At 67.8% G+C, this 12,677-nt stretch carries 13 protein-coding genes and 1 pseudogene; 10 read left to right on the forward strand and 4 right to left on the reverse strand.

All coding sequences use genetic code 11. The features are described 5' to 3' along the window. Nucleotides 1-241: 241 nt before the first annotated feature. Nucleotides 242-967, reverse strand: a complete 726-nt coding sequence (locus tag C6A82_RS10090) for an alpha/beta fold hydrolase (protein WP_105344690.1) — start codon at nucleotides 965-967, stop codon at nucleotides 242-244. A 31-nt stretch (nucleotides 968-998) separates the two neighbouring features. Next, nucleotides 999-1,412, reverse strand: a complete 414-nt coding sequence (locus C6A82_RS10095; protein ID WP_105344692.1) for a hypothetical protein — start codon at nucleotides 1,410-1,412, stop codon at nucleotides 999-1,001. 130 nt (nucleotides 1,413-1,542) lie between these two features. Here C6A82_RS10095 and C6A82_RS10100 point away from each other — a divergent pair, with 130 nt between their 5' ends. The 6 genes and pseudogenes from C6A82_RS10100 to C6A82_RS10125 all read left to right on the forward strand — a co-directional run bounded on the left by C6A82_RS10100 (nucleotide 1,543) and on the right by C6A82_RS10125 (nucleotide 7,598). Beyond that, a complete protein-coding gene (locus C6A82_RS10100) occupies nucleotides 1,543-1,911 on the forward strand; it encodes a YraN family protein (protein ID WP_105344694.1) in 369 nt (122 codons plus the stop codon). Further along, nucleotides 1,911-3,422 carry a YifB family Mg chelatase-like AAA ATPase gene (locus C6A82_RS10105; protein ID WP_105344696.1) on the forward strand — a complete coding sequence of 504 codons (1,512 nt, stop codon included), beginning with the start codon at nucleotides 1,911-1,913 and terminating at the stop codon, nucleotides 3,420-3,422. The genes C6A82_RS10100 and C6A82_RS10105 overlap by 1 nt, the downstream gene beginning before the upstream one ends. Next, nucleotides 3,419-4,552: a DNA-processing protein DprA gene (gene dprA / locus C6A82_RS10110; protein ID WP_105344697.1), complete on the forward strand. Its 1,134-nt coding sequence runs from the start codon at nucleotides 3,419-3,421 to the stop codon at nucleotides 4,550-4,552. Before C6A82_RS10105 ends, dprA begins: the two co-directional genes overlap by 4 nt. A 68-nt stretch (nucleotides 4,553-4,620) precedes the next feature. Then, nucleotides 4,621-5,477 (forward strand): annotated as a pseudogene (locus C6A82_RS10115) (siderophore-interacting protein). A 25-nt stretch (nucleotides 5,478-5,502) separates the two neighbouring features. Continuing rightward, nucleotides 5,503-6,663, forward strand: coding sequence for an alpha-hydroxy-acid oxidizing protein (locus tag C6A82_RS10120; protein WP_105344699.1), 1,161 nt, complete (start codon nucleotides 5,503-5,505; stop codon nucleotides 6,661-6,663). Between the two features lie 32 nt (nucleotides 6,664-6,695). Further along, nucleotides 6,696-7,598, forward strand: a complete 903-nt coding sequence (locus C6A82_RS10125; protein WP_311101773.1) for a tyrosine recombinase XerC — start codon at nucleotides 6,696-6,698, stop codon at nucleotides 7,596-7,598. Between the two features lie 61 nt (nucleotides 7,599-7,659). On the opposite strand, the gene C6A82_RS10130 is transcribed toward C6A82_RS10125, so the two are convergent. Continuing rightward, entirely contained in the window at nucleotides 7,660-9,099 is a 1,440-nt protein-coding gene (locus C6A82_RS10130) for a YdiU family protein (protein ID WP_105341352.1), read from the reverse strand. An 83-nt stretch (nucleotides 9,100-9,182) separates the two neighbouring features. On the opposite strand from C6A82_RS10130, the gene C6A82_RS10135 reads away from it, so the two are divergent. Then, nucleotides 9,183-9,437 carry a hypothetical protein gene (locus C6A82_RS10135; protein WP_105341354.1) on the forward strand — a complete coding sequence of 85 codons (255 nt, stop codon included), beginning with the start codon at nucleotides 9,183-9,185 and terminating at the stop codon, nucleotides 9,435-9,437. Continuing rightward, a complete protein-coding gene (locus C6A82_RS10140) occupies nucleotides 9,430-10,068 on the forward strand; it encodes a cyclase family protein (RefSeq protein WP_311101774.1) in 639 nt (212 codons plus the stop codon). The genes C6A82_RS10135 and C6A82_RS10140 overlap by 8 nt, the downstream gene beginning before the upstream one ends. An 82-nt stretch (nucleotides 10,069-10,150) precedes the next feature. Here the strand turns inward: C6A82_RS10140 and C6A82_RS10145 are convergent, their stop codons facing one another. Then, nucleotides 10,151-10,642, reverse strand: coding sequence for a M23 family metallopeptidase (locus C6A82_RS10145; protein WP_105347413.1), 492 nt, complete (start codon nucleotides 10,640-10,642; stop codon nucleotides 10,151-10,153). A 291-nt stretch (nucleotides 10,643-10,933) separates the two neighbouring features. Between C6A82_RS10145 and rpsB the strand changes: the two genes are divergently transcribed. After that, nucleotides 10,934-11,797 (forward strand): 30S ribosomal protein S2, encoded by an 864-nt coding sequence (gene rpsB / locus C6A82_RS10150; protein ID WP_105347415.1) that lies wholly within the window; start codon nucleotides 10,934-10,936, stop codon nucleotides 11,795-11,797. Nucleotides 11,798-11,807: 10 nt separating this feature from the next. Beyond that, on the forward strand, nucleotides 11,808-12,623 hold the full coding sequence (tsf, locus tag C6A82_RS10155; protein WP_105347416.1) for a translation elongation factor Ts: 816 nt from the start codon (nucleotides 11,808-11,810) through the stop codon (nucleotides 12,621-12,623). The last annotated feature ends 54 nt before the right edge of the window (nucleotides 12,624-12,677 follow it).

The raw sequence follows: 12,677 nt of genomic DNA on the forward strand, positions 1-12,677 counted from the left end.
TGCTCGCCAGCTACCCACCAATTGCGGTGCTCGCGGTGATCCGGCGCGGCCGCGGGCTGCCCGCCGCTGTCCGGGCCTCGGCGGGTCCCGGCCTCGTTGGCGGCGCCATCTCGATCGTCGCCTACACGATCGTGCTGTGGGCGCATCTTCGGCGCGTTGATCGGCGCGGTGTTTCTGGGGGAGCGGCTCGGCGCGAAGCGTGCGATGGCCGCAGCGGTGGTGTTGGCCGGGGTGGTCTTGATCAGCCTGCCGTGAGGGCGGCGACGCGGCCGAGCAGTTCGGCCACCTTTGCCGACTCGGTGATCATCAGGTCGTGGCCGGTGTCGACATCCCACACGCGGCCGTCCGACTGCTCGAGCAGGAGGTCGACGTTGCGCAGGGACATGAACGCGGTCGTGCTGATATGCGACTGCGGAATCGATTGTAGCGCAGTCTCGTTGGTGAACTTCACAGGTTGTTCGAAACATCTCCAGGGATGGGGCGTCAACCGTTCACGCATCCATTCGAGGGTGCCAGGATCCGTCACGCCGTAGAACGGCAGGGTGTCGTCCCCCGGGAAGAGACACATCTCCACACCGTCGATGACTCGGCTGTCCGCTCTGGCCGCAGTCATGAACGGGCCCGAGACGTCGACCAGCGACTGGCCGTCGCGTGGAGGCTTCGCATCGAGGTAAACCCGGTGGCCGACCCGATCGGGGGCACGGTCGGCCGCACCCGTGATGACCATGCCGCCATAGCTGTGACCGACCAGGATGGCGTCGCGCAGATCCGCGTAGTGCAGGACGGCCACGATGTCGGTGATGTGGCAGTCGAGGTCGACGTCGGCCCGGAACAGGTGGGCCCGCTCACCGAGCCCTGTCAGCGTCGGGGTGTAGACGTCGTGGCCGTTTTCCCGAAGGACGCTTGCCAGCGGCTGAAAGCACCAGCCGCCGTGAGCGCCGCCGTGCACCAGAACGAAGGTCGCCATCAAGGCATGACGATATCGATTCCGCGCCGAGTCAGTCGCAGTTCGCACATGCTCCGGTGAGAGACAACTGCATGCCGCAGGGGCAGAAGGCGCCCTCTCGGCGCTTGTCGAGTGTGCGCGCCGACCCGGGACGGACCTTGGTTACCGGATGCTCGACCCACCACGTGCCCTTCCGGGTGCTGGCGCCGCGGGTAGCGCCGCCTGCGATGCGGATGAGCTCGTCTTCGGAGAATCCGTTCGTGTACCCGAAGTTGATATGCAGGTTCCGATGACCGTCACGCCGCACCGCTTTGATGTAGGTCTTGCTGGTGGTCACCACAGCGTGGAACTCGACGACGCCGACCGCGCTGGTGATTCTTCGGATGAACTCGTGGTTCTCCGATGGGATCTGAGCCTTCGCCAATGCCTCGGTCAGGGATTCAGAAATCTGATTTCCCGTGGTCATGGTGATGACAGGATATGCGTTTCCCGTGAGCAATAGGCAAGAAGCGCGCAAATTGTGAGCAATCGCGCAACTGTTGATAACTCGGCCTCGCTGTCGTCGCGGTGTCCGCTGCGGTCTGCAGAGTGTCGGCATGACCACATGGAGCCGTGCCGAGATCGGCGCTTTGGGTGAACAACTGGCGGTCGAGCACCTGGTGGCGCTCGGGCTGGAGGTGCTCGACCGCAACTGGCGTTGTCGCTACGGTGAGCTGGACGTCATTGCCGCCCACAAGGCAACGCGCACAGCTGTTTTCGTCGAGGTGAAAACGCGTACCTCCGACCGGTTCGGGGGAGTGCAGGAGGCGGTCACGCTCGAAAAGGTCCGTCGGCTGCGCAGGCTCGCCGGGCTGTGGCTCGCCGGTCACGGCGGAAACTGGTCGGCGGTGCGGATTGATGTCGTCGGTGTGCGCATCGGCAGGCAGCGCACGCCCGAGATCACTCATCTGCAGGCGGTCGGCTGATGGCGCTGGGAAGAGCGTTCTCGGTGGCGGTGCGCGCGCTTGAGGGCGAAATCGTCGAGATCGAGGCCGATATCAGCTCGGGGCTGCCGGGTGTCCATCTGGTCGGGCTGCCCGACACCGCCCTGCAGGAGTCGCGTGACCGTGTGCGCGCCGCGATCACCAACTGCGGCAACAACTGGCCGCAGTCCCGGCTGACGCTTGCGCTTTCCCCTGCGACTCTTCCGAAGATGGGCTCGGTCTACGACCTCGCCCTGGCCTGCGCCGTGGTCTCAGCCGAGCTGAAAAAGGAGTGGCCACGGCTCGAGAAGGCGGTTCTGCTTGGCGAACTCGCGCTCGACGGCCGCGTGCGGCCCGTCAAGGGCGTCCTTCCTGCCGTGCTGACGGCCAAAGGCCATGGGTGGCCCACCGTGGTGGTTCCCGTCGACAACCTGAGTGAGGCCAGCCTGGTTGACGGGGTCGAGGTGCTCGGTGTCCGAACGCTGGGACAACTGCACTCCTGGCTCGCAGGCAAGGGCGAACTGGCCGGGCGGATCGAGACACAGCCGCTGCGGCCCGAGCAGCCGACCGATCTGGCCGACGTGGTGGGCCAGATCCACGCCAGGTATGCCATCGAGGTCGCGGCCGCAGGTGCGCATCACCTGACCTTGACGGGGCCTCCTGGGGTGGGGAAAACGATGCTGGCGCAGCGACTTCCCGGTCTGCTGCCGGAGTTGTCGGCATCCGAGTCCTTGGAAGTGACGGCCATTCATTCGGTGGCGGGCCTGCTGGCGGGGGACACGCCGCTGATCACCCGGCCGCCGTTCGTGGCACCGCACCACACCTCGAGTGTCGCCGCGTTGGTCGGCGGCGGTACAGGCATGGCCCGGCCGGGCGCGGTCAGCAGGGCCCATCGCGGGGTGCTTTTTCTCGACGAGTACGCCGAGATCGGTAACAGTGCCTTGGAGGCACTGCGTACTCCGTTGGAAGACGGTGAGATTCGACTGGCGCGTCGTGACGGCGTAGCGACATATCCGGCGCGCTTCCAGTTGGTGCTCGCGGCGAACCCGTGCCCGTGCGCGGCAACCGACCCGAAGGAATGCCTCTGCACCTCGACCGCGAGACGACGGTATCTGACCAAGCTGTCAGGGCCGCTGCTGGACCGGGTCGACCTGCGCGTGGAGATGCACCGCGAGAAGGCGCAAGCCTTCGAGGTGGAGGCGGCGGAGTCGACAGCGAAAGTCAGGGATCGCGTGCACTCGGCTCGTGCGGCGGCCGTCGACCGATGGCGGCCATACGGCATCCGGACCAACGCCGAAGTCAGCGGTGTGTTGCTGCGCCGTCAGTTCCGGCTCGGCCGGGACGTGATGGCCCCCTTGAGGACGGCCGTCGACCGCGGCGTGCTGAGCCTGCGGGGCTGCGATCGCACTGTGCGGGTCGCGTGGACACTTGCCGATCTGGGTGGACGTACGACGCCGAGCAAAGAGGATGTCACAACGGCACTGAGCTTTCGCGCGGCCGGAGCAGTGCGGTGAGCGACGACGCGCGCCTGGCGTTGGCGTATCTGTCCCGGGTGGCTGAACCGCCGTGTCCCGGGCTGATCGAGCTCGTGCGCCGAGTCGGGCCTGTGCAGGCCGCCGCGCTCGTCAAGTCAGGCGATGTCGATGATGACCTTGGCCGCCACACCATCGCCCGTCGCGAAATCGACAGCGCGGCAGAAGATCTCGAACTGCTCGATCGACGCGGCGGACGGTTGGTCGCTGCCGATGACGACGAGTGGCCGTTACTGTCCTTTACCGGCTTCGCCCGTGTGGATCACCGCCAACGGCCACAGGCTCATCCGCCGCTGGCGTTGTGGATGGTCGGCACCGCGCGGCTCGACGACGTGGTGCGGCGGGCCGTCGCAATCGTCGGAACAAGGGCCGCAACGGCGTACGGAGAGCACGTGGCCGCCGACCTCGCCGCGGGTCTCGTCGAACGCGATGTGACGGTGGTCTCGGGCGGCGCGTACGGCATCGACGGAGCCGCGCACCGCGCGACGCTGGGCACTGACGGGTGCACGGTCGCGGTGCTCGCGGGCGGTATCGATATTCCCTACCCGTCGGGGCACGCCGGCCTGCTGCACCGGATCGGACAGGACGGACTGGTGGTCAGCGAGTATCCGCCCGGCGTGCGTCCCGCCCGCCACCGATTCCTCACCCGTAACCGGCTGGTCGCGGCGCTGTCGGGGGCGACCGTTGTCGTCGAGGCCGGTGCCCGCAGCGGGGCGGCGAACACCGCGGCATGGGCGCGGGCGTTGGGGCGGCCGGTGTGCGCGGTGCCGGGACCGGTGACGTCGGCGGCGTCGATCGGTTGCCACGCGTTGTTGCGGGACGACGACACGACCCTCGTCACGCGTGCCGCCGACGTCGTCGAGCTCATCGGACACATCGGCGAACTCGCACCCGACGAGGAGCGGCCCGAAACGCTGCTCGACGGTCTCAGCGAGGCCGAACAGCGGGTCTATGAGGCACTGCCTGCCCGCGGGCGCCGCACCGCCGACCAGATCGCGGTGGCCTCGGGACTGCCGGCGACGCAGGTGCTGGGACCGCTGTCGATGCTGGAAGTGTGCGGTCTGGTCACCCGAGCCGACGGTTACTGGAAGCTGAGCAGGCCGAAGACGTAGGCGACCACGGAATAGCGCGCGCTCGTATCCTTGTTGAGACTGGCTAACGAACAACAGCTGGAGGAACAGTGGCAGGACGTCCGGTGCACACCTTCGAGGTGCTGCGCACTGAGCAACTGACGCCGCCGCACATCGTGCGCGTGGTGCTCGGCGGCAGCGGTTTCGACACGTTCAAGCCCAACGACTTCACCGACTCCTACGTGAAGATCGTGTTCGTTCGGCACGACATCGACGTGGCGGCGCTTCCTCAGCCGCTGACGCTCGACAGTTTCAATGAGTTGCCCGTCGAGCAGCGGCCCACGGTCCGCACCTACACCGTGCGCAGCGCCGACACCGAAAAACGGGAACTCACCATCGATTTCGTCGTCCACGGCGGCCATGGTGTCGCAGGTCCGTGGGCGGAAGCGGCAAAACCCGGGCAGCCCGCTTACCTGATGGGTCCCAGCGGGGCCTATGCGCCCGACCCCGAGGCGGACTGGCACCTGATGGCAGGAGATGAGGCGGCTATCCCCGCGATCAGCGTGGCGCTGAAGGCGTTGCCCGACAACGCGATCGGCAAGGTCTTCATCGAGGTGGCCGGACCCGACGACGAGATTCCGCTGACGGCGCCCCCCGGTGTGGAGGTGAACTGGATCTACCGCGGCGGCGCGCCGATTTGGTTCCCGACGAGGCGGCGGGCGATCACGCGCCGCTCATCGCCGCGGTGAAGGAGACCGACTGGCTGCCAGGCCAGGTCCAGGTCTTCATCCACGGCGAAGCGCAGGCGGTCATGCACAACCTGCGGCCCTACATCCCCAAGGAACGCGGCGTGGAGGCCAAGTGGGCGAACTCCATCTCCGGCTATTGGCGGCGTGGCCGCACCGAGGAAACGTTCCGTCAGTGGAAGCGCGAACTCGCCGAAGCGGAGCAAGGCGCCAACGCCTGAGCACCGGCCTGGCACGCTAGCGCGTATGGCGTTCAGCGACTACCAACTCGAGATCTACCTTCAGGGCTTGTCCGGCGTCTTGCCGCCGCTGCCCATGTCCTTCGCCGAACTGGAGGCGAAGGCGCAGGCGGCGATGTCGCCCGGCATGTGGTCCTACGTCGCGGGCGGTTCGGGTGACGAGCGCACCCAACGGGCCAACGTCACCGCCTTCGACCACTGGGGCCTGATGCCCAGGATGTTCGTCGGCGCGAAGGAACGCGATCTGTCCATCGATCTGTTCGGGATGATCCTGCCCTCTCCTGCGATGATGGCGCCGGTCGGCGTCATCGCCCTCTGCGCACAGGACGGCCACGGCGACCTGGCCACGGCCCGCGCGGCGGCCAGAACCGGTGTGCCGATGATCGCCTCGACGATGTCGGCCGACCCCATGGAAGAGGTCGCCGCCGAATTAGGCGATACGCCAGGGTTTTTCCAGCTCTACACGCCCACCGATCGCGACGTGGCGGCCAGCCTGGTGCACCGCGCGCAAGCGGCCGGATTCAAGGGCATCGTGGTCACACTCGACACCTGGATTCCCGGTTGGCGACCCCGCGATCTCAGCACCTCGAACTTCCCCTTCCTGCGTGGGCACTGCCTCGCCAACTACACCAGCGACCCCGTCTTCCGCGACAAGCTGCCTCAAACGCCCGAGGAGAATCCGCAGGGCGCGGTGATGCAGTGGATCCAGATGTTCGGTAACGCGCTCACGTGGGAGGACCTGCCCTGGTTGCGGTCGCTGACGGATCTGCCGCTGATCATGAAGGGCATCTGCCATCCCGACGACGCACGCCGAGCCAGGGACGGCGGCGTGGACGCGATCTACTGCAGCAATCACGGCGGACGGCAGGCCAACGGCGGTATTCCGGCGATCGACTGCCTACCCGATGTGGTCGCTGCGGCCGACGGGCTGCCGGTGCTGTTCGACTCTGGCATCCGCAGCGGCGTCGACATCGTCAAGGCGATCGCCCTCGGTGCCGCGGCTGTGGCGATCGGTCGGCCCTACGCCTACGGCCTCGCATTGGGTGGCGTCGACGGGATCGTGCATGTTCTGCGGTCATTGCTGGCCGAAGCCGACGTCACCCTGGCCGTCGACGGCTACCGCACGCTGAAAGATCTCACCCCGGACACGCTCCGGCGCGTCATCTGAGCCGCTGCGACCGCATCTGCCACGGTGACTGGGTGGAGGCGATCCTCGAGCAGTTCGACGAACACCTCGCGTTGGAGCGCGGTCGCTCCGACCACACCCGCCGCGCCTATCTGGGCGATCTGCGGTCACTGTTCGAGTTCATGTCCCTGCGTGCACCCGGCGCTGGGCTGAGCGGCCTGAGCCTGCCGGTGTTGCGGTCGTGGCTGTCGGCTCAGGCCGGTGCGGGTGTCGCACGCACCACGCTCGCCAGGCGCACCTCGGCGGTGAAGACGTTCACCGCGTGGGCGACGCGACGGGGTCTACTTTCCACCGATCCGGCGACGCGCCTGCAGGTCCCGAAGGCGCGGCGGACACTGCCCGCGGTTCTGCGTCAGGATCAGGCGCTCGACGCCATGGCCGCCGCCAATTCCGGTGCGCAGCAGGGTGACCCGATGGCGCTGCGCGATCGGCTCATCGTGGAGATGCTGTACGCCACCGGAATCCGGGTCAGCGAACTGTGTGGCCTCGACGTCGACGACGTCGACATGTCGCGGCGGCTGCTGCGGGTGCTGGGCAAGGGCGACAAGCAGCGCACCGTGCCGTTCGGCTTGCCGGCGCAGGACGCGCTGACGGCGTGGCTGACCGACGGTCGGCCCGCCCTTGCCACCGGCGATTCCGGACCCGCGCTGCTGCTCGGCGCGCGCGGCCGTCGGCTCGATCAACGGCAGGCCCGCACGGTCGTGCACCAGACGGTCTCCGCCGTCGACGGAGCACCGGACATCGGCCCGCACGGCTTGCGGCACAGCGCGGCCACGCATCTGCTTGAGGGCGGAGCCGATCTGCGCATCGTGCAGGAGCTGCTCGGGCACTCGACGCTGGCCACCACGCAGCTCTACACCCACGTCACGGTGGCGCGGCTGCGCGCCGTCCACGACCAGGCGCACCCGCGTGCCTGAGTGTGATTTCGGCGCGTTAACCGACGCTCAGCGCACGTGAGCGCGCCGAAATCCATGAGACTTAGGTGCCGCAGAAGGTTTGGTAACAGCCGCCGAATTCCTCCGGGGCGGGTTCGGCGTAGCGCTCGAACCCGGGTCGGGGCTCGTACGGGGATGTCACCGCCGCGAGCAGCTTCTCGAGTGGTTCGAGATCACCTGCGGTCGCGGCGGCCAGCGCCTCCTCGACGAGATGGTTGCGCGGGATATAGACGGGGTTCACGCGGTCCATCGCGTCGGCGTCGGGCCCGAGCGCGCGCCAGCGAGCCACCCAGTCGCCGGATGCCGGACCCGCCTGACCGCGCGCCGCTTCGGCCAACCGACGGAAGAACGATGTGTAGTCGAGGCGGTCGCGCCCGAGGAACTCGATCACCTGGTCGGCGATCTCACCGACCACTGTGTCGTCCACATCCTCGGAGAGGCCGAGCTTTCGCCGCATGCCCGCGGTCCACGCGGCCGCGTATCGCCGGGGGAAGTCCTGCAGCGATTCGGTCGCCAGCGCCATCGCGTGATCCTGGTCCTCGGCGAGCAACGGCAGCAGCGTCTCGGCGAACCGTGCGAGGTTCCAACCCGCCACCGTCGGCTGATTACCGTAGGCATAGCGACCCCACGAGTCGATCGAACTGAACACCGTCGTGGGGTCGAAGGTGTCCATGAACGCACAGGGCCCGTAGTCGATCGTCTGACCCGAGATCGTCATGTTGTCGGTGTTCATCACCCCGTGGATGAACCCGACAAGCATCCACTGGGCGACGAGTTCGGCCTGTGCACCGATGACCGCGTCCAGTAGAGCGAGATACGGGTTGTCAGCGTCGGCGGCGGCGGGGTGGTGCCGTGCGACGGCGTGGTCGGCGAGCCGTCGCAGAACATCGACTTTGCCTGCCGCGGAGACATATTCGAAGCTGCCCACGCGCAGATGGCTGGCGGCGACCCTTGCGAGCACGGCGCCGTCGAGCAGAGTCTCGCGCTGCACCGGCCGCCCTGTTGCGACGACGGCCAACGAGCGAGTGGTCGGGACGCCGAGGGCGTGCATCGCCTCGCTGACGACGTACTCGCGAAGCATGGGCCCGACGGCCGCCAAGCCGTCCCCGCCGCGGGCGAACGGCGTGCGTCCGGACCCTTTGAGATGAAGGTCGCGCAACCGCCCGTGGCTGTCGACGAGTTCACCGAGGAGCAGGGCGCGACCGTCGCCGAGGCGGGGTACCCAGCCGCCGAACTGATGCCCGGCGTATCCCTGCGCGACTGGTTCGGCGCCTGCAGGCACCCGCGTGCCGGTGAGTAGGCCCAAGCCGTCGGCGCTGCGGAGCCAGCCGCCGTCGAGGCCGAGGTCGGCGGCCAACGGTTCGTTGAGCACCAGCAGCCGGGGCCGCGGGGACGATTCGGCCTTCCAGCGCACGGCGAGTTCGGGCAACTCGGTGGCGAACCGGTTACCGAGGGCGACGGTGGTCTCGGGAGCGACACTCATCGCTCTCCAGCGTACGGACAGTGGATTCCCGCGCCGATCTCTCTAGAGTGAGAGCTGCCAACCCGGCGGCCCGAGGAGCGGCCATGTCGACCCAGGAACCCACTTCCGACGACGTTGTCCGTGCCGCCGACGTGATCGTCGACGCTTTCGCGTCGAACGACGGCGGCCTCCTACCTCTGGACGTATGCGGTGCGCAGCCCGATCGGTGCGACCATCCCGGCCTTCGTCTCACGTTCGTGCTCTACGGCCTGGCGATGTGGCGTGAGCGGACACGTCACCCGCGGGAGGACAGCACGCATCTCGCCGATGTCGCATCAGCGGAGCCTGCCGATGCGTGAGCTGAGCCATCCGATCACCCCGGGAATGCAGGTGTATCCGGGCGATCCCGCTGTCGACATCGGGCCGGCGCTGGTGCTCGCGCGCGACGGGGTCGACGTCGCTCTCCTGCATCTCGGCTCGCACACGGGCACACATCTGGACGCGCCATCGCACTGCATTGCCGGCGGTCGCACAACGGGCGCGATCGGGTTGGACGAACTCGTCGCGGACGCACTCGTCGTACACCTCGATCCGTTAGCCCCCCGCGCCACCTACGGCCTGGCTGAGATCTCGGCGGCGCTCGACGGCGGATTGCCGGGAAAGTTGCCCCCTGTCCTGGTTTTCGACACGGGATGGGCCGCGAAGTTCGGCAGCAGCGCTGCGCTGGACCACCCCGCGTTGTCGGTGGACGCCGCAACCGAGCTGGTCCGCCGTGGCATGCACGTGCTGACGGTCGACACACTGAGCCCAGATCCCACCGGTGTTCCTGGCTCGGGTTTCCCCGTGCATCAGGTCGTGCTCGGCGCCGACGCGCTGATCGTCGAGAACATCTGCGGTCTCGACGGCCTCGATACTCATGTCCGGATCGGCTTCTTCCCGCTGGCGATCGACGCCGACGGAGCACCGGTGCGCGCCGTCGCGTTCGTGTGAGTGAGGCCTGCCGCGCGAGCAGACGCAAAAGCACCCGATACGCCGCGGCGACACGCACTTTCGCGTGTGCTCGCGGGCGAAGTCAGCGGTGTAGGGGCTTGAGGCGGAGCGGGGTGGCGGCCAGCAGCCCGATCGGGTCGACGTAGTCGGCGTTGGCGGCCGGACCCCACATCGCACCCCAGTGCAGGCACGCAGGCGCGGGGCAGCCTTCGTGGCCGGCGACCACTTCGCCGAGCGGTGAACCCGCACCAACCAACTGACCCCGCCGCACCGCGGCGATCACGGGCTCGTAGCTGGTTCGCAGCCCGCCGGGATGAGCCACCGACACCACCGGGCGGCCGGCCAGGTCACCGGCGAACGCAACCGTGCCCCGCCCGGCCGCATACACCGGCTGACCAGGCACTGCAGCCAGGTCGACACCGCGATGGCCGCGTTGCCAGTCCGGCGACGGCGCATCGAAGGCCCGCACAACTGCAGGTCGCGGCTGCAGCGGCCAGTTCAGTCGGCCTTCGTCGGCCGCTGCGGGCGCCGCGCACACCAGCGTCAGCACCGCAACGGCCGTCGCCAGACGCATACGCCCAGCTCAACGCGGCGAGGCGGAATCGGGAAGGTGCGAACTGCTCACCTGGGGATCAGGCCGTCGGTGTGGACAAAGCACCTGCTGACAGCGTGTAAACTCAGACCCGCAATTCGCGCCAGCGGATTGACTTCGCGCGCCTGCCGCAGCCCCGTTCTTTCAGGGTTGATCCGCATGCCGGGCGGTCCCGAAACGGAGAACTCCCGATCGGGTCCGGCATGCAGCAGACGCCAGGGCCCGGCATCACCCGACGCCGGGCGGCAACCGACAACGCAAGGACATGGCCGAATGGCTGTTGTAACCATGAAGCAGCTGCTTGACAGCGGCACCCACTTCGGGCATCAGACCCGTCGTTGGAATCCCAAGATGAAGCGGTTCATCTTCACCGACCGCAACGGCATCTACATCATCGACCTCCAGCAGACGCTGACCTACATCGACAAGGCGTACGAGTTCGTCAAGGAGACCGTCGCCCACGGTGGCTCGATCATGATGGTCGGCACCAAGAAGCAGGCGCAGGAGTCCATCGCCGAAGAGGCCACCCGTGTCGGCATGCCGTACGTGAACCAGCGCTGGCTGGGCGGCATGCTCACCAACTTCTCCACCGTGCACAAACGTCTGCAGCGTCTCAAGGAGCTCGAGACGATGGAGCAGACCGGTGGCTTCGAGGGTCGCACCAAGAAGGAGATCTTGATGCTGACCCGCGAGAAGAACAAGCTCGAGCGGTCGCTCGGCGGTATCCGGGACATGCAGAAGGTGCCGTCGGCGATCTGGGTGGTCGACACCAACAAGGAGCACCTCGCGGTGGCGGAGGCGCGCAAGCTCAACATCCCGATCATCGCGATCCTCGACACCAACTGCGACCCCGATCTCGTCGACTACCCGATTCCGGGCAACGACGATGCGATCCGGTCGGCCGCGCTGCTCACCAAGGTCATCGCATCGGCCGTCGCCGAGGGTCTGAAGGCCCGCGCGGGCGCAGGCGGCAACGGCGACAAGCCGCAGGCCGATGGCGCCGAGCCGCTGGCCGAGTGGGAGCAGGAGTTGCTGGCCAGCGCGACCGCTACCGCAAGCCCGACCGCCGAAGGTGCCGCGCCGGGCACCCCCGAGGCTGAGATTCAGACCGAACCCAAGCCCCCGACGAACCCCTAGAAAGGCAGATATGGCGAACTACACCGCTGCCGACGTCAAGCGACTTCGGGACTTGACCGGCGCCGGCATGCTCGACAGCAAGAACGCGCTCGTCGAGGCCGACGGCGACTTCGACAAGGCTGTCGAGCTGCTGCGTATCAAGGGCGCCAAGGACGTCGGCAAGCGCGCCGAGCGGGCCACCGCCGAAGGCTTGGTCGCCGCCAAGGACGGCGCGCTGATCGAGCTGAACTCGGAGACCGACTTCGTCGCGAAGAACGCCGAATTCCAAGCCGTCGCCGACCAGATCGTGGCGGCTGCCGCTGCCGCGAAGGCCGCCGACGTCGACGCGCTCAAGGCCGCCAAGGTCGGTGACACCACCGTCGAGCAGATCGTCGCGGACCTGTCCGCCAAGATCGGCGAGAAGCTCGAACTGCGTCGCGCCGCGTACTTCGACGGCACCGTCGAGACGTACCTGCACAGGCGCGCTGCGGACCTGCCGCCTGCGGTCGGTGTGCTCGTCGAGTTCACGGGCTCCGACAAGGCGGCCGCGCATGCGGTCGCGCTGCAGATCGCCGCGCTGAAGGCGAAGTACCTGACGCGCGACGAGGTGCCCTCCGACATCGTCGACAACGAGCGGCGCATCGCCGAGGAGACGGCCAAGAGCGAGGGCAAGCCTGAGCAGGCGCTGCCCAAGATCGTCGAAGGTCGGCTCAACGGGTACTTCAAGGATGTCGTGCTGCTCGACCAGCCGTCGGTTTCCGACAACAAGAAGACCGTCAAGGCGCTGCTCGACGATGCAGGCGTGACCGTGACACGGTTCGTGCGCTTCGAGGTCGGCCAGGGCTGACCCGCCCGAGCCACAGAAGTCCCCGCCCGCTCGTCGTGGCGGGGACTTTTGTAT

Source organism: Mycobacterium sp. ITM-2016-00318, from assembly GCF_002968285.2.
Classification (GTDB): Bacteria; Actinomycetota; Actinomycetes; order Mycobacteriales; family Mycobacteriaceae; genus Mycobacterium.